Annotated in this window: 12 protein-coding genes; 3 read left to right on the top strand and 9 right to left on the bottom strand. The window is 73.8% G+C overall.

What is annotated here, in order from left to right:
- Positions 1-1145 precede the first annotated feature (1145 nt).
- The 4 genes from ABD385_RS05885 to lipB form a co-directional block, all read right to left on the bottom strand.
- A complete protein-coding gene (locus ABD385_RS05885) occupies positions 1146-1856 on the bottom strand; it encodes a DUF4191 domain-containing protein (protein ID WP_344573877.1) in 711 nt (236 codons plus the stop codon).
- Between the two features lie 10 nt (positions 1857-1866).
- On the bottom strand, positions 1867-2082 hold the full coding sequence (locus tag ABD385_RS05880) for an SCO2195 family GlnR-regulated protein (RefSeq protein ID WP_016572047.1): 216 nt from the start codon (positions 2080-2082) through the stop codon (positions 1867-1869).
- A gap of 225 nt (positions 2083-2307) precedes the next feature.
- On the bottom strand, positions 2308-3258 hold the full coding sequence (lipA, locus tag ABD385_RS05875) for a lipoyl synthase (RefSeq protein WP_016572046.1): 951 nt from the start codon (positions 3256-3258) through the stop codon (positions 2308-2310).
- Between the two features lie 141 nt (positions 3259-3399).
- Positions 3400-4215 carry a lipoyl(octanoyl) transferase LipB gene (gene lipB / locus ABD385_RS05870; protein WP_344573876.1) on the bottom strand — a complete coding sequence of 272 codons (816 nt, stop codon included), beginning with the start codon at positions 4213-4215 and terminating at the stop codon, positions 3400-3402.
- 313 nt (positions 4216-4528) lie between these two features.
- Here lipB and ABD385_RS05865 point away from each other — a divergent pair, with 313 nt between their 5' ends.
- A complete protein-coding gene (locus tag ABD385_RS05865; RefSeq protein ID WP_344573875.1) occupies positions 4529-5986 on the top strand; it encodes an NsdA family TPR-like regulatory protein in 1458 nt (485 codons plus the stop codon).
- Positions 5987-6014: 28 nt separating this feature from the next.
- Here the strand turns inward: ABD385_RS05865 and ABD385_RS05860 are convergent, their stop codons facing one another.
- The 3 genes from ABD385_RS05860 to ABD385_RS05850 all read right to left on the bottom strand — a co-directional run bounded on the left by ABD385_RS05860 (position 6015) and on the right by ABD385_RS05850 (position 8939).
- Positions 6015-7271: an FAD-dependent oxidoreductase gene (locus tag ABD385_RS05860; RefSeq protein ID WP_344573874.1), complete on the bottom strand. Its 1257-nt coding sequence runs from the start codon at positions 7269-7271 to the stop codon at positions 6015-6017.
- Positions 7272-7444: 173 nt separating this feature from the next.
- A complete protein-coding gene (locus tag ABD385_RS05855; protein WP_344573873.1) occupies positions 7445-8338 on the bottom strand; it encodes a TIGR01777 family oxidoreductase in 894 nt (297 codons plus the stop codon).
- Between the two features lie 82 nt (positions 8339-8420).
- Entirely contained in the window at positions 8421-8939 is a 519-nt protein-coding gene (locus ABD385_RS05850) for a DUF4240 domain-containing protein (protein WP_344573872.1), read from the bottom strand.
- Positions 8940-9196: 257 nt separating this feature from the next.
- Here ABD385_RS05850 and ABD385_RS05845 point away from each other — a divergent pair, with 257 nt between their 5' ends.
- Both ABD385_RS05845 and ABD385_RS05840 read left to right on the top strand, forming a co-directional pair.
- The gene (locus ABD385_RS05845) at positions 9197-11089 is read left to right on the top strand and encodes a hypothetical protein (RefSeq protein WP_344573870.1); all 1893 of its coding nucleotides are present in this window, start codon (positions 9197-9199) and stop codon (positions 11087-11089) included.
- Positions 11090-11263: 174 nt separating this feature from the next.
- Complete coding sequence (locus ABD385_RS05840) at positions 11264-12274, top strand: SDR family oxidoreductase (protein ID WP_425585349.1); 1011 nt, start codon at positions 11264-11266, stop codon at positions 12272-12274.
- Here the strand turns inward: ABD385_RS05840 and ABD385_RS05835 are convergent.
- Positions 12232-13347, bottom strand: coding sequence for a helix-turn-helix transcriptional regulator (locus ABD385_RS05835; RefSeq protein WP_344573869.1), 1116 nt, complete (start codon positions 13345-13347; stop codon positions 12232-12234). The two genes, ABD385_RS05840 and ABD385_RS05835, sit on opposite strands and share 43 nt — an antisense overlap.
- A gap of 192 nt (positions 13348-13539) precedes the next feature.
- Complete coding sequence (gene aceE / locus ABD385_RS05830) at positions 13540-16215, bottom strand: pyruvate dehydrogenase (acetyl-transferring), homodimeric type (RefSeq protein ID WP_344573867.1); 2676 nt, start codon at positions 16213-16215, stop codon at positions 13540-13542.
- Positions 16216-16325: the final 110 nt, after the last annotated feature.

Genomic DNA, 16325 nt, shown 5'->3' with positions numbered 1-16325 from the left:
AGTGGAAAGGGCCCAGGCTCCTCGCACCCGCGGACTCCGCGCTGGCTTCACTCGCTACCAACGACCCAGTCCTCCACTGGCACTTCGACTACCTGGCTCAGCAAGACCCAGAAGCGGTCTACGAAGAGCTGAGGGCAGCTCCAACGACCTGAGAGCAGCGCCAACGGCCTGAGGAACAGCCGTCGGCAACAAGATCATTCACGGCATCGCGGCCAGAGCCAACCCCAAGAGCCCTGTCACCGGCCTCCGAAGACTGACGCGGCCCAGTGCGCTGGGCCAACCGGTCGGTGAGGGACAACGGTGCGATCAGCGTGGGGATGACGGCCGAGGAAGGCCGGCAGCATCCGTCACGCCGACGCGGCGACTGCGGCCGGGCGGCCGTGGCGCTGCGGCGGGACGCCGGCGATCAGTGCGGCTTGCGCGTGCGTCTTCCACCGCCGGTGCGCTTCGACGGCTTGCCCGTCGTAGCACGTGCCGTTGCCGCAGCGTCCGCCCGCGGGATCGTAGGGGAGATCAGGGCCGCGCCATCCGCAGGTGCATCCAGGGACAAGGGCCAGGGGCTGCTCTGCCGGGACACCGTCTTCGGGACCGATCCACGTGCCACCGTAGGCAGCGGAGTCATCGGCGAACCGACGCTCATGTTGCGTGTGCCCGGAGGTGAAGGTGGGGACGGTGCCATCGGAGAGGCGCCCGAGGACGAACCCGCCGTGCTGGGCACCCTCATCAGTACCGAGGAGCCACGTCACCGTGCCGGCCGTTCGTCCGGCGGGCCCGCCTTCCGGCCTGGGCTCAACGGGCGGGGCCGCCACGCCGAGGACGGCCAAGGCTTCGGTCAAGGCATCGTGGGCGGCGTCCGCGTCGAGCCGAGCGCCGGAGCGGAGAGCCACGGCGGTAAGCCGCTCGTACGCCTGCTCATACTCGCAAGGAGTAAGAGCCCGAGACCCTTTTGCGAAGCCTTGACGCGCTGTCATGACGTCAACCTTGCAACATTCCGCACCGAACGCAAAACGGTTGGCGGCAGGGCCGCCCGCAGCCGAACAACGTCCGACGCCCCGAGGCCAAGCCTCGGGGCGTCGGACGCTGTTCCTGTGGGTGTCGGCCGGGCGGTGACTTCCGCGCGGTCGGGGACGAGTGGGGCGTTCGGGTCAGCGCGTCTTGCCGCCGCCCTTGGGCATGCGCATGCCCTTGGGCATCGGGCCCTTCGGGACCGGCATGTTGCTCATCAGGTCGCCGAGCGCGCGCAGTCGGTCGTTGACCGTCGTCACCTGGGGGCCGGGCAGCACGCGCGGGAGCTTCAGCAGGTGGGTGCGCAGCTTCTTCAGCGGAACCTGGCCCTCGCCCTCGCCGATGATCACGTCGTGCACCGGAGAGTCGGCGACGGTGCGCGCCATGCGCTTCTTCTCGGCGCCCAGCAGACCGCGCAGCCGGTTCGGGTTGCCCTCGCCGACCAGGACGATGCCGGCCTTGCCGACGGCGCGGTGCACCACGTCCTGGCTGCGGTTCATCGCGACGGCGGGGGTCACCGTCCAGCCGCGGCCCACGTTCTCCAGGACGGCGGCCGCCGCGCCGGGCTGGCCCTCCATCTGTCCGAACGCCGCCCGCTCGGCACGCCGGCCGAAGATGATCGCCATCGCGAGGAACGCCAGGACGAAGCCCAGGATGCCCGCGTAGACGGGGTGGCCGATCAGGAAGCCGATGGCGAGGAGTACGCCGAAGACGACGATTCCTGTGCCAGCGACAACAAGACCGACCTTGGAATCGACCCGACGGGTCATCTTGTAGGTCTGGGCGATCTGCTTCAGTCGCCCGGTGTTCTCAGCGCCGCCAGCGCCGGTTGCGTTTGCCTTCCTCGCCATACAGCGAAGTTTACGTGGCGTGCGGGCGTCGGGTGGCCGCGGCCTCCAGGACGTACTCGGCGTCGTACCGGTCCTTGGCGCGCCGGCGGTCCTCCAGGACCGACGTCCAGGCGTTGCGGCGGGCGGTGCGCTGGCCGTTGCGCAGCAGCACGGCCTCGATGGCGCGCAGGGTACCGGTGACGGAGGGGATGGGGCGGGGGGTGGCGCGGAGCGGCGCGGCCTCCATGGTGGTGGTCTCCCTCGGACGAACGGAACGAGCAGGGGGATGCGGGGGTGGGAGGTGTTGAGCGGTGCGTACAGCCATCGTCACTGAAGGGTGTTACCAACGGATGACCTGCCGGTCAAACACCTATGAAACGTTGACGCGGCCCCCACGCCCCCCAACCTGGGGGAGTGCGGGCCGCGTCTCTCCAGCATGTGCCACGTTTCACAAGATGGCGCGTCGGACGCGTCAAACCGCCTGACTGGACGCCTCGACCTCGCGCCGCTCGATGGCCTGCTGGTACAGCCGGCCGGCGCGGTAGGAGGAGCGGACCAGCGGGCCGGACATGACGCCGGCGTAGCCGATCTCGTCGGCCTCCTCCTTGAGCTCCACGAACTCGGCCGGCTTCACCCAACGCTCGATGGGGTGGTGCCGCACCGACGGGCGCAGGTACTGGGTGATCGTGATCAGCTCGCAGCCCGCGTCGTGCAGGTCCTGGAGTGCCTGGCTGATCTCCTCGCGGGTCTCGCCCATGCCCAGGATCAGGTTGGACTTGGTGACCAGACCGGCCTCGCGGGACTTGGTGATGACCTCCAGCGACCGCTCGTAACGGAAGCCGGGGCGGATCCGCTTGAAGATCCGCGGCACCGTCTCGACGTTGTGCGCCAGCACCTGGGGGCGGGAGGAGAAGACCTCGGCGAGCTGCTCCGGGACCGCGTTGAAGTCGGGGATCAGCAGTTCCACGCCGGTGTCGGGCATCGCGGCGTGGATCTGGCGCACGGTCTCGGCGTACAGCCAGGCGCCGCCGTCCTCCAGGTCGTCGCGGGCGACGCCGGTGATGGTGGCGTACTTCAGACCCATGGTCTGCACCGACTCCGCGACCCGGCGCGGCTCGTCGCGGTCCAGCTCCTGCGGCTTGCCCGTGTCGATCTGGCAGAAGTCGCAGCGGCGGGTGCACTGGTCACCACCGATGAGGAAGGTCGCCTCGCGGTCCTCCCAGCACTCAAAGATGTTGGGACACCCCGCCTCCTGGCAGACCGTGTGCAGGCCCTCGCTCTTGACCAGGCCCTGGAGGTGGTTGTACTCGGGACCCATTTTCGCCCGGGTCTTGATCCACTCGGGCTTGCGCTCGATGGGGGTCTGGCTGTTGCGGACCTCCAGGCGCAGCATCTTGCGTCCGTCGGGTGCGACTGCGGACACGTCGGCTCCCTAACAACTTCGATTCTTCGGCGTACACCAGGGTACGCCCGTCAATTCGCACGCATATCCACGTGCGGGTGGTGCAGGGCCAACCTCGGACGGGAGGACGGCATTCCCGCGGTCATGCCGCGGGTGCGGCGCTCAGAGCGCGCGGGGCAGGAGGACGGCGTTCTCCAGGACGTCCCGCAGGTGCTTCTCGGCCACCGGCAGGACCTCGGCGATGGTGACCTCGCGGCCCAGCTCGCCGGAGAGCGAGGCGACGCCCGCGTCCCGGATGCCGCAGGGCACGATCTTGTCGAACGAGGTGGTGTCCGGGTTCACGTTGAGCGCGAAGCCGTGCATGGTGACGCCCTTGGCGACCCGGATGCCGATCGCGGCCAGCTTGCGGTCCTCGCGGCGCTGGCCGGCGTTGGACGGCGCGTACTCGGGGCCGTTCAGCCGCGGGTCGAACAGCTCGTCCGTGGTCCGCGGGTCGAAGTCGAGCTGGAGACCGCCCAGGGCCGGGCGCTGCTCGACCGGGTCCCCCAGGACCCACACGCCGCTGCGGCCCTCGACCCGGGTGCCCTCGACGCCGAACTCGGCGCAGACCCGGATCAGCGCGTCCTCCAGCCGGCGGACGTGCGCGACCACGTCGACCGGGCGCGGCAGCTTCTGGATGGGGTAGCCGACCAACTGGCCGGGACCGTGCCAGGTGATCTTCCCGCCGCGGTCCACGTCGACGACCGGGGTGCCGTCCAACGGGCGCTCGTCGTCGGAGGTGCGCCGACCCGCCGTGTAGACCTCCTGGTGCTCCAGGAGGAGGCAGGTGTCGGGGACCTCGTCGGCGAACCGGGCGGCGTGGACGCGGCGCTGTTCCTGCCACGCGGGCTCGTACGCGACGGCGTCCGCCCCGAAGCCCAGATGAACGAAGTGCAGCCCCTCGGGTGCGGGGGTCTCCCCCCGAGAGATCGCAGTCACGGCAGCTCCTCTTCGAACTGTTGTCGCAGCTCTTCGCGACGTTTGATGCCTCACGCGAAGCACGTGCGATGCCACATCGCGCCCATGCCACTGTACGGGCGCCGCGCGCGCCCCCTGCACGGGGCCGGTGCGCCGCGCAGCCCCCGACGCGCCTGTGACGTGCTCACACGATCGGATGAACGCGAGGCGCAAGCCGCGAGAAAGGCGCTGAAGGCCGTTACATTCACGCCGTTCCACAAGGGCGAAGAGCACGCCGGACGGGGTCAGTCGAGGCCGGCGGCCCGGCCCGGAAGGCAGGAGACCGGTAAAGCTGATGACGGAACGACCCCCGCACCACACGCCCAATCGCCAGCTCGCCGCGCTCATCGCCGAGGCGGGCTTCTCCAACGCAGGGCTGGCCAGACGGGTTGATCAACTGGGCATCGAGCACGGCCTGGACCTGCGTTACGACAAGACCTCGGTGACGCGCTGGTTGCGCGGCCAGCAGCCCAGAGGCACCACCCCCGCACTGATCGCGGAGGTCTTCACCCGGCGGCTGGGCCGCCGGCTGTCCGCCCAGGACCTCGGCCTGGACGCCTGCGCGCCGGTGTACGCCGGGCTGGAATTCGCGTCGACCCCCGCCGAGGCGGTGGACATCGTCAGCGGGCTCTGGCGCAAGGACTCCGGCAGTCATGCCGAGCTCCGCAAGATCGCCTTCACCCCGGCCGGGCTGGTGGTGCCCAGCCGGGACTGGCTGATCGGCCGCCCCGACGAACGCGTCGCGCACGGCGAGCAGCCGGTCGACACCGTCGAGCGGGTGCCGGTCCAGGGTGGCCGGACGGCGGTGCCCCGCCAGCGCCAGACGGAGCGCGTCGACCGCACCCAGGGCGGCCGGGTCACCTCCGGCGACATCGCGGCGCTGCGCTCGGTCGGCGAGCTGTTCCGCGCCCTGGACCACGCCTACGGCGGCGGCCACGCCCGCCAGGCCCTGGTGCGCTATCTGGAGCACGAGGCCGAGCCGATGCTCCGGGGCACCTACGGGGAGGCGATCGGCCGCCGGTTGTTCGCGGCCGCCGCCGACCTGACCAGACTGGCCGGCTGGACCTCGTACGACATCGCCGCGCACGGACTGGCGCAGCGGTACTTCGTGCAGGCGCTGCGGCTGTCACAGGCCGCGGGGGACCGCGGGTACGGCGCCTACGTCCTGGTGACGATGAGTCGGCAGGCGGTCTATCTGGGGCACGGCAGGGAGGCCGTGCAACTGGCCCGGGTCGCCCAGCAGGGCGTCGGTAGCAGCGTGCCGCCCGCGGTGCAGGCGCTGCTGCACGCCGCCGAGGCCCGCGGGCACGGTGTCCTGAGCGAGGTCCGGGCCTGCACGGCCGCACTGGCCCGCGCCGAACGGGCCCTGGAGGGCGCCCGCCCCGGGGACGACACCCCCTACTGGGCACGGTTCTTCGACGAGTCCCAGCTCGCCGACGAACTCGCGCACTGCCACCGCGACCTCCAGCAGTTCCGCGCCGCCTCCCAGCACGCCGAGCGCTCCTTGCAGCTGCGTGCCGCCGGGTTCGCCCGCAGCCGGCTGTTCTGCCGGGTGGTGCTGGCCACCGCCCGGCTGGGACTGGGCGAACTGGAGCAGGCGTGCACGCTCGGCGCCGAGGCGGCCCTCCAGGCGTCCGAGATGCGCTCCGTCCGCGCCCACGAGTACGTCCGGGACTTCGAGCGGCGGCTGGAGCCGTACCGGGACGCGGCGGCTGTGCGCGGCTACCGGGAGCGGGTGGCGACGCTGGGGTGACGGGCCGGTGGTGACGCGTCCCGGCCCGTCACGCCGCGGCCCGCACGGCGTCCGGCGCCGGGCGGGCCGGGATGCCGAAGTCCTGGAGCAGGGCGCGGGCGGCCCGGTGGCCGGAGCGCAGCGCGCCCTGCACGGTGCTGGTGTCGCGGTGGTCACCGCACACGTAGAGCCCGGCCAACACCCGTACGGCGCGCTGCGGGTCGTGCGGGGTGGCCATCGCGGGCACCGCGTACGGGTCGTGGTGGCCGGTCAACAGCTGCCAGTCGTCGGACCGCACCCCGTAGATCCGGTCCAGCTGCGGCCGGACGGTCTTGTCGAGGACGTCCAGCGGCAGCGCGCAGGCCGGGCCCAGGACGACGGTGGTGACCAGCGACCGGCCGGGCGGGGTGCGGGACGGGTCGATCGCGCCGGCGAGGTAGCTGAAGCCGATCGGGCCCTCGGTCGGCAGGATCAGGGCGGTGTCCCGGACCGGGCCGCCGCGGGTGCCGGCGGGGGCGGCGGAGGTGTGGTGCAGCACGGTCACCGGGTGGAAGGCCGGCCGGCGCAGCCCCGGCAGGAGTGCGGCGGCGTCCCGCGCGCCGGTCGCCACCAGCACCGCCCGGCACGGGATCCGCCCGTGCTCGCGGGTGCTGACCCCGTTGGTGTCGACGGCCGTGACCTCCACGGACGTCCGCACCGTGCCCGGCGGCAGACCGGCCGCCAGCAGCTCAGGGACGGCCGAGGCGCCGCCCGCCGGGAGGGCCAGTCGCCCCTCCGCGAAGGCCCGCAGCACCTGCGCGGCGCCCCGGCCGGAGCCGTGCAGCCGAGGGTCGCAGAGCAGCGCGCCCAACAGCGGCCGCAGGAAGGTGTCGTGGGTGCGCGGCGGGAACGCCGGGCGACCGGCCAGCACGTCGCTGACCGGACGGTCGGCGGACCGTTCCGTACGCCGGTCGGCGCGCGTGAGGGCGCGCGCCGCGGAGAGTGCGCCCCTCGTGCACCGCAGCGGGCTGATGCGCTGCGCCCGTTGGCCGTTGTGCAGGCTCACCCCGGCCGCGAACGGACGCAGCGTCAACTCGCCCAGGCCGGGCGTGCGGCGCAGCGCGGCCGGCGAGACCGCCAGCGGGCGCCCGCAGCGGTCCAGGCGGAAGCCGTCCACCTCGTCGGTGACGGACCTCCCGCCGACCCGTGACGCGGCCTCCAGGACGGTGACCGCGAGCCCTGCCGAGGTCAGGTGGCGGGCGGCGGCGAGGCCGGCCGGCCCGGCCCCCACGATGACGACGTCGACGGCCGATGCGGAGCGCAGCACATGCCCCTCCCGAGGTCGGTTCCAGCGGCAGCGCACGGTTCTCCTGCCCGGTGCGGGCCGCCGGGATGCCAGTGGTGTGTCCGAGGACCGTAGGGAGCACCGCGGCCCGGCCGACAGGGGCGCCCCGGGGGCGCGTCGGAGCGCCCCCGCGCCACGCCCCGGCCCGCGGCGGCCTACGACGCCAGCGCGGCGCGCACCGCGTCGCCGATCCGCGGGTCCGTGAACGCGAAACCGGAGTCCAGCAGCCGCCGCGGCACGATCCGCTGACTGCCCAGCACGTCCTCGGCGAACTCCCCGAGGGCGATCCGCAGCGCCGGCGCCGGCACGGTGCACAGCGTGGGGCGGCGCAGCACGTGCCCCATCACCGCCGTCGCCTCGCGGTTGGTGACCGGCTCCGGCGCGGTGAGGTTGACCGGCCCGGACACCCCCTCGGTGGCCAGCACGTGGCGGAGCGCCGCGACGTGGTCCCGCAGCGAGATGAAGCTCCAGTACTGGCTGCCGTCGCCGATCCGGCCGCCCAGCCCCAGCCGGAACAGCGGGAAGAGCCGCCCCCAGGCGCCCCCGGAGCCTGCCACGACCAGACCGGTGCGGGCGAAGACGGTCCGCACGCCGGCGTCCTGGGCGGGGGCCGCGGCGTCCTCCCACGCCACGCACAGCTCCGGCAGGAAGCCCGTACCGGCCGGCGCGTCCTCGTCCGTGCGCCGGTCCCCGGTGTCGCCGTAGTAGCCGATCGCGCTGCCCGAGACGAAGACCCGCGGCGGGTCGTCCATCGCGGCCAGCGCGGTGGCCAGCGTCCGGGTGCCCAGCACCCGGCTGTCGCGCAGCTCCTGCTTGTACGCGGCGGTCCAGCGGCGGTCGGCGATGCCGGCCCCGGCGAGGTGGACCACCGCCGTGCAGCCGGCCAGGGCGGCCGGATCCAGTCGTCGCCCCTTGGGGTCCCAGGTCACCTCGTCGGCCGCCGTAGACGGCCGGCGGACCAGCCGGACGACGTCGTGGCCGTCCGCGCGCAGGTTCCGGACGAGGGCCGTGCCGATGAGTCCGGTCGAGCCGGTGATCGCGATCCGCATGGGGCCATCCTGCCCGCAATCCGGGGCGCCGCCGGGGAGGGTCCGGGGTGCGCCGGGCGGGAGTCCGCGGCGGCCCGGGAACTCAGCGCCGGAAGCGGTCCCACAGGCGCGGCAGGCGCTCGGCGAGCGTCGGGTCGTCGTCGAGGTCGAGATAGGTGCCCAGCGGCTCCGGCGGGGCCGGGGACAGCTCCAGGTCGGGCATCACGACGCCGGTCAGCTGCTCGTACGCCTCGTCGGCGGCGTACCCCAGCTCCTCGGCGTCGCCGTCGGTCTCCTCGTCGAAGTCCCCGACGAGGCCGGCCAACTGGTCCGGGTCGTGCAGCGCGCCCTCGAAGACGTGCCGGCCCTGGCCGATCAGCCAGCAGCGGAAGTAGTCGAAGGCATCGTCGCTGGCGCCGTCCAGCATCAGTGCGGCGGCGGCCCACAGGTCCCAGGTGTACGCCCGGTTGTAGCGGGCCTCGAAGTGGCGGGCGAAGTCGACGATGCGGTCCGGATCGAGCCCGAGCAGCCGCTCGACCAGCGCGTCGGCCTGCTCCTCGGGGTCGCCGGCGGCACTCGCGCGGGAGCCGTCGACCAGCTCCCAGAACTCCGTCTCGTCCATCACCGCTCCAGCATCCGTCCTGCCGCCGCGCCCCGCACGCGGAGTGCCCCGGACCCGGCCGGGCGCCCTTCCGTGCGGTGCGCCGGGGCGTCAGGAGCGAGGGTCCGGCGGGTGACCGCGCCGGGATTCCCTCGTTGTGCGGCATGCAACGACGGCAGAGCAGACCCCCACCACAGCCCCTCCGCAACGCCCCGCATCCGCACCCTCCGTCCCCCCACCGCACTCCCACTTCGTGAAGGGCGCACACCGCCATGCCCATGGACGAACGAACCCGGGCCGAGGTCGAACGCGCCGAGGCGGCCCTCGTCGAGCACTACCCGCGGCTGGTCCGCCTCGCCTATCTGGTGCTGCCCCCGTCGATGGGCCGGCACCGCAAGGTCCTCACCGCGCACGGCCTGGTGCAGCGGGCGCTGCCGTGGCGCGCGCCGCGCCGGCCGGCCGGCGCGCTGCCCGCCCAGCGCGGCGCGGACCCCGGCGCCGGCTACGACCTGGTCCGCCAGCGCACGGTGGAGCTGGCGCTGGCCTACGAGGAGCGGCAGCGGCCCGCGGTGCTGCTGCCGACCGTGCCGTTCGTCTGGGGGCTGCGGCTCTTCCCGCGCGCCGGGGGCGCCGACGAACTCGCCCTGGACCAGGCCCTGTCGGCGGTCCCGGCCGCGGTGCGGGCCGCCCTGGGGCTGTGGCAGCTGGAGGGGCTGGACGCGGACGCGGCGCGCGCCGTCCTGGTGCGGGCCGGCGTCGCGGACCCCGAAGCGGCGCAGCGGGCGGCCGGCCAGGTGGACCGGCGGACCGCCGGGACCGCGGCGCTGCTGAACTCGGGCGAGTTCGACCCCTGCACGGTCCAGGCGCGGCCGACGGACCTGTTGCGCCGTCGACAGCGGGTGCGGGCGACGGCCGTGTTGGCGGCGGTGCTGGTGGCCGGGACGGTCGCGGTGGCGGCGCTGCCCGGCGGCCCCCCGGCGACCGGCCCCGTCCCCACCGCCGCCCAGCAGGCCCTCGACCCCGCGCGGCTGCTGCGGACGCCGCACGAGCAGTGGGCCGAGACCTCCCGGGTGGACTTCACCGCCTGGCCACCGCGCGGCCGGCAGGCCGGCGACCGGCAGCTGCTGGCGCGGGCGCTACGGGTCTGGGCCGCGCCGCCCCCGGGCACCCGGATCGTCGCGGCGGCGGACACCTCCACCCGGCCGCCCGCCGCCCCGCCCCGGCTGCTGTACGCGGGCCTGATCGACAACGTCATGGTGGTGGTCCTCCACGACGGCGAGCGGCTGGTGCGGTACGCGGAGCCCGAAGGGGCCACGCCCACCCTGCACTTCGCCCGGGTCGACGCCGCCGACCTCACCTCCGCCGGCGGGCTGGTGATCGGCCGCGGCAACGGCTGGCTGCGGTACCTGATCGCGCCCTGGGTCTCCGACGTCGCCGTCCGGGACCTGCTCGCCCCCGAGGCGCCGCCGCACGGGTTGCACCTGGCCCCGGACGGCGTCACCGACCGCATCCCGCTCCCGCCCGCGGACGGTGTCCCCTGCGGGCACTGGCCGGCGACCCAGTTCCGTTCCTCGCCGCGGATCGACGACCGGCGCTCGTTCCTGGTCACCGACCTCGGCGACCTGGCGCCGGTGCACCTGACGTACCTGCCGTCGCCCGGCGCGGGCGGCCCGGGCGAGGCGACCGGTACACCCGCGCTGCACAGTTGGGCGCGCACCGCGTGCACCCTGCGGTCGCTGCGCGGCACCGGCGTGCGGGCGGTCAACAACTGGGCCTACGCGCAGCAGGACCTCCCCGAGGGCGGCGGCACCGCCACCTGGGTGTGCAACCGGGCGGACACCTGGCGCGGGCCGGGCCGGGCCGTGGTGCAGTTCCTGCCGCCCGCCACCGGGCCGGCCGACCCCGGGAAGACCGCCGGCCGGGCGCGCGGCACCGCGGCGTGCAGCCCGTTCGGCCGGCACGTGCTCGGCGACGTCCACTGGCAGGCGAAGTCCGGGAAGTGGTACCTGCTCGCGGCGGGCAGCAGCGAGGTGGCCGGGATCGACGTGACCGGCGGGGTGCGGGCCGGGGCCGCGGCGGCGACGCTGGCGGTACCGGCCGGGCCCCAGGCCCCGGTACGGGTCGCCGGACGGCTGGGGGACGGCCGGAGCCTGCTGGCGCTGCGCCCGTAGGCGCTGCGCCGGCAGGCTCCGGCGGGCGGCCCCGCGGACGGGGGCGCGCCGACTGTCGGCGGGTCCGTGTGAAGTGCGGAAACCGCCGATGGAAACACGACAGAAGGTGTCGGGATTGGCTGTCAGGGTCGCCCTGTACGACCGCACAGCAGGCAGCAGAGCAAGGAGTGACACGTGACGGCGCAGGACAAGACGGCGGACCGGCGGACGGCAGCGACGGCACCCGGGGGGCGGCACCCCGCGGGCGACCTGACCGGCCGGGTGGCGCTGGTCGCCGGGGCCACCCGGGGCGCGGGACGGGCGATGGCGGTGGAACTGGGCCGGGCCGGCGCGGTGGTCTACGTCACCGGCCGCACGACCCGGCACCGCACCAGTGAGGTCGGCCGGCCCTCGGAGACCATCGAGCAGACGGCGGAGCTGGTGACGGCCGCCGGCGGCACCGGGATCGCGGTGCCCACCGACCACCTGGAACCGGACCAGGTCAAGGCGCTGATCGAGCGCATCGACCGGGAGCAGGGGCGGCTGGACGTCCTGGTCAACAGCATCTGGGGCGGCGACCGGCTGATCCAGTTCGACACCAAGGTGTGGGACCTGGACCTGGCCGGCGGACTGCGGATGTTCCGGCTCGGCATCGACACCCACGTCATCACCCACCACTTCGCGCTGCCGCTGCTGATCCGACGGCCCGGCGGACTGGCCGTCGAGGTCACCGACGGCACCGCGGAGTTCAACCGCACCTACCGCGACAGCCTCTGCTTCGACCTCACCAAGAACGTCCCGCACCGGATCGCCTTCGGACTCGCCCGCGAGCTGACGGAGTACGGCGGCACGGCCGTCTCGCTCACCCCGGGCTTCCTGCGGTCCGAGGAGATGCTGGACCACTTCGGCGTCACCGAGGAGACCTGGCGCGACGCGATCGCCCAGGAACCGCACTTCGCCATCGCCGAGTCGCCGGCGCTGATCGGCCGCGCGGTGCGGGCCCTGGCCACCGACCCGGACAAGGCGCGCTGGACCGGCCGGTCGCTCTCCAGCGGCCAACTGGCGAAGGAGTACGACTTCACCGACACGGACGGCACCCGGCCCGACTGCTTCGGCTACTTCCTGGACGTGGTGATGGGCGGCAAGGAGGCGGGCCCCGAGGACTACCGCGAGTCGGCGGCCCCTTCCGATTCCGACGGCGCGTAGAGCGCGGCGGCGCGGCGGGCGGCCGCCCCGAACCGCTCCCGCAGGGCGGGGGGTGCGCACACCTCGCCCTCCGGGCCGAGCCCCAGCAGCTGGGCGTAGGCGACCTCCTCGGACTCCACGGCCAGGGTGACCGTCAACCACCCTTGGGCGTCCGGCCCGCCCGCGGCGGTCGCCCGCTCGACGGCCTCCCGCGCCGCGGTCGGCTCGGTGACGTGCGGCAACTGCCGGACGCCGCGCGGGGAGAGCCGGACCACCACCTCCTCGCGCAGCAGCGAGCGGCGGAACTGCGCGGCCCGCTCGGCCCAGAACGCGGGCAGGTCGAACGCCGGATCGCGGACGAACCGCCCGGCGTGCACCGCGTCGGCGCCGGGCAGGCCGCCGGGCAGGCCCTCGGGCGGGACGGTCGGCGCCGCGGCGGTGAACCGGTCGACGCGGTAGACCCGGAATCCGGCCCGCGCCCCGGCACCGTCGGGCGGCGCACCGGCCGGTAGCGCCGCGGACCCCTCCGGCGCCGCCCGGGCCGCCACGTACCAGACGCCGGCCTTCAGCACGAGGCCGTACGGCTCCAGCTCCCGGACCACCTCGCGGTCCCGCCGCAGGTAGCGGACCGTCAGCCGCCGGTCGTCCCAGACCGCGTCGGCGAGCACCGGCAGCAGTGCGGGCGTCTCGGGATCGTGGTACCAGCGCGGTGCGTCCAGGTGGAAGCGTTGGGCGGCGCCCGACGCGGCGTCCCGCAGCTCCGGCAGCAGCGCAGCGGAGACCTTCAGCCGGGCGGCGGAGGCGACGTCGGCCAGGCCCATCTCGCGCAGCGCGGAGGGCACTCCGGACAGGAAGAGCGCCTCCGCCTCGCTGCGGCCGAGCCCGGTCAGCCGGGTGCGGTACCCGCCGATCAGGCGGTAGCCGCCGGCGCGGCCGCGGTCCGCGTAGACCGGCACGCCGGCCTCCGACAGCGACAGCACGTCCCGGGCGACCGTTCGCTGGGAGACCTCCAGCTCCCGCGCCAGCTCGCCGGCCGTCATCGACGGCCGGGACTGGAGCAGCAACACCATCTTGATCAGCCGTGCGGCACGCATGCATCCATCATGCGTGCCGGCACTGACAACGCCCCGCGGACGCGGGACGGGAAGGATCCCGTGCGAAGACCCCGGGCGCGGTGGGTGGTCTCCGCACGGGAGTTCGTGGGCGGGCGGCGCCCGGTGTCGGCCGGGGCCGCCCGCGTCCCGGGGGCCCTCGACGGCGCGTGCGGCGCCGAGGGCCCGGTGGTGTCACAGCCCGTAGCGCTCCCGGGCCTCCTTGACCGTCTCCGGCTTGACGTCCCCGCGGCGGGCGAGGGCCGCCAGCGCCTGGACGACCACCGACTGCGGGTCGACGCCGAAGTGGCGGCGGGCCGCGTCACGGGTGTCGGACAGGCCGAAGCCGTCGGTCCCGATGGAGGTCCAGTCCTGCTCGACCCACGGGGCGATCTGGTCCGGTACCGCCCGCATCCAGTCGCTCACCGCGACGACCGGGCCGGGGGCACCGGCCAGCGCACGGGTGACGTGGGGGACCCGGTCCTCGCCCTCCAGGCGGGCCGCGTCGCACTCCAGGGCGTCCCGGCGGAGCTCCGTCCAGGACGGCGCGGACCACACGTCCGCCGCCACGCCCCAGTCGGCGGCCAGCAGTTGCTGCGCCTCCAGGATCCAGTGGATGGCGGTGCCGGAGGCCAGCAGCTGGAGCCGCGGGACCTCGGCGCCCTCGATGGCGGTGGCCTCCTTGAAGCGGTAGAGGCCCTTCAGGATGTCCTGCTCGACGCCCTCGGGCATCGCCGGCTGCACCTTGGTCTCGTTGTAGACCGTCAGGTAGTAGAAGACGTCCTCGGCGTCCGGACCGTACATCCGGCGCAGACCCTCCTTGACGATCACCGCCACCTCGTAGGCGAACGCCGGGTCGTACGACAGCGCCGCCGGGTTGGTCGAGGCGATCAGGTGCGAGTGGCCGTCGGCGTGCTGGAGGCCCTCACCGGTCATCGTCGTGCGGCCGGCGGTGGCGCCGATCACGAAGCCGCGGCCCAGCTGGTCGGCGAGCGCCCAGAACTGGTCGGCGGTCCGCTGCCAGCCGAACATCGAATAGAAGATGTAGAACGGGATCATCGGCTCGCCGTGCGTCGCGTACGACGTCGCGGCGGCGGTGAAGTCGGCCAGCGAACCGGCCTCGGTGATGCCCTCGTTGAGGATCTGGCCGTTCTTGGCTTCCTTGTACCAGAGCAGCTGGTCCCGGTCGACCGGGTCGTAGGTCGCGCCCTTGGGGGAGTACAGGCCGGCCGTCGGGAAGAGCGACTCCATGCCGAAGGTGCGGGCCTCGTCCGGGACGATCGGGACCCAGCGCTTGCCGGTCTCCTTGTCCCGCATCAGGTCCTTGACCAGCCGGACGAACGCCATGGTGGTGGCGATCTCCTGGCTGCCCGAGCCCTTCTTCAGGGCGTCGAACACCTTGTCCGCGGGCATCGGCAGCGGCTTGGCCGCGACCTGGCGGGCCGGGGCCGGGCCGTCGAGGGCGGCGCGCCGGGTGCGCAGGTACTGCATCTCCGGCGAGTCCTCGGCCGGGCGCCAGTACGGCACCAGGTCGCCTTCGAGGGCGCTGTCCGGGATGGGGAGTTCGAGCAGGTCCCGCATGGTGCGGAACTCCGCCGTCGTCAGCTTCTTCATCTGGTGGTTGGCGTTGCGGGACTCGAAGCCCGCGCCGAGGGTGTAGCCCTTGACGGTCTGCGCCAGGATCACCGTCGGCGCGCCCTTGTGCTCGACGGCGGCCTGGTACGCGGCGTACACCTTGCGCGGCTCGTGGCCGGCGCGGGAGGTCTGGAACAGCTCCAGCAGCTTGGCGTCCGAGAGCTGCGCGGCGATCGCCTTGAGGGCGTCGCCGGCGCCGAAGAAGTGCTCGCGCAGGTAGGCGGCGTCGCGGGTGGCGTACGTCTGGAACTGCGCGTCCGGGGTCTCGCGCAGGCGCTGGACGACCGCGCCGTCGGTGTCGAGGGCGAAGACCTCGTCCCACGCCTGGCCCCACAGGGCCTTGACGACGTTCCAACCGGCGGCGCGGAACTGGGCCTCCAGCTCCTGCACGATCTTGAAGTTCGGGCGGACCGGACCGTCGAGGCGCTGCAGGTTGCAGTTGATGACGAAGGTCAGGTTGTCCAGGCCCTCGCGGCCGGCGAGCGCCAGTGCCGCGGTCGACTCCGGCTCGTCCATCTCGCCGTCGCCCAGGAAGGCCCAGACGTGCGAGTTGCTGGTGTCCTTGATGTCGCGGTGCTCCAGGTAGCGGTTGAAGCGCGCCTGGTAGATCGCGGACAGCGGGCCGAGGCCCATGGAGACGGTGGGGAACTCCCACAGCCAGGGCAGCCGCCGCGGGTGCGGGTACGAGGGCAGGCCCTCGCCGCCGGCCTCCTGGCGGAAGTGGTCGAGCTGCTCCTCGGTCAGCCGGCCTTCCAGGAAGGCGCGGGCGTAGATGCCGGGGGAGGCGTGGCCCTGGATGTAGAGCTGGTCGCCGGAGCCGTCGCCCTCCTTGCCGCGGAAGAAGTGCTGGAAGCCGGTCTCGTAGAGCCAGGCCGCCGAGGCGAAGGTGGCGATGTGGCCGCCGAGGCCCAGCTTGGAGCCGCGGGTGACCATGGCCGCCGCGTTCCAGCGGTTCCAGGCGGTGATCCGGGCCTCCAGTGCCTCGTCACCCGGGAAGGCGGGCTCGGCGGAGGTCGGGATGGTGTTGACGTAGTCCGTCTCCAGCAGCGACGGCAGGTCGGTGCCTTCGGTGCGGGCGGTGTGCTCCAGGGCGCGTCGCATCAGGTATGCGGCGCGATGCGGGCCCGCTGCCTTGGTGACGGCGTCCAGCGACTCGCGCCACTCGGCCGTCTCCTCGGGGTCGCGGTCCGGGAGTTGGTCGAGCTGGCTGTACGGCAGGCGCACGGGGTCGGGCATGGGTGGCCCCTTTCCGGACGGGTGGGAATGCGAGTTCGGCAGGCATTCGGCAGGCAGGGGTGTCGCGCCCCAGTTGTCGACGATAACCCTCTGATCGATGATCGATCAAC

It is taken from the genome of Streptomyces lunalinharesii, assembly GCF_039532155.1.
Lineage (GTDB): Bacteria > Actinomycetota > Actinomycetes > Streptomycetales > Streptomycetaceae > Streptomyces > Streptomyces lunalinharesii.
Note: the sequence above shows the minus strand (reverse complement) of the source record. Positions and strands in the feature narration are given on the sequence as shown.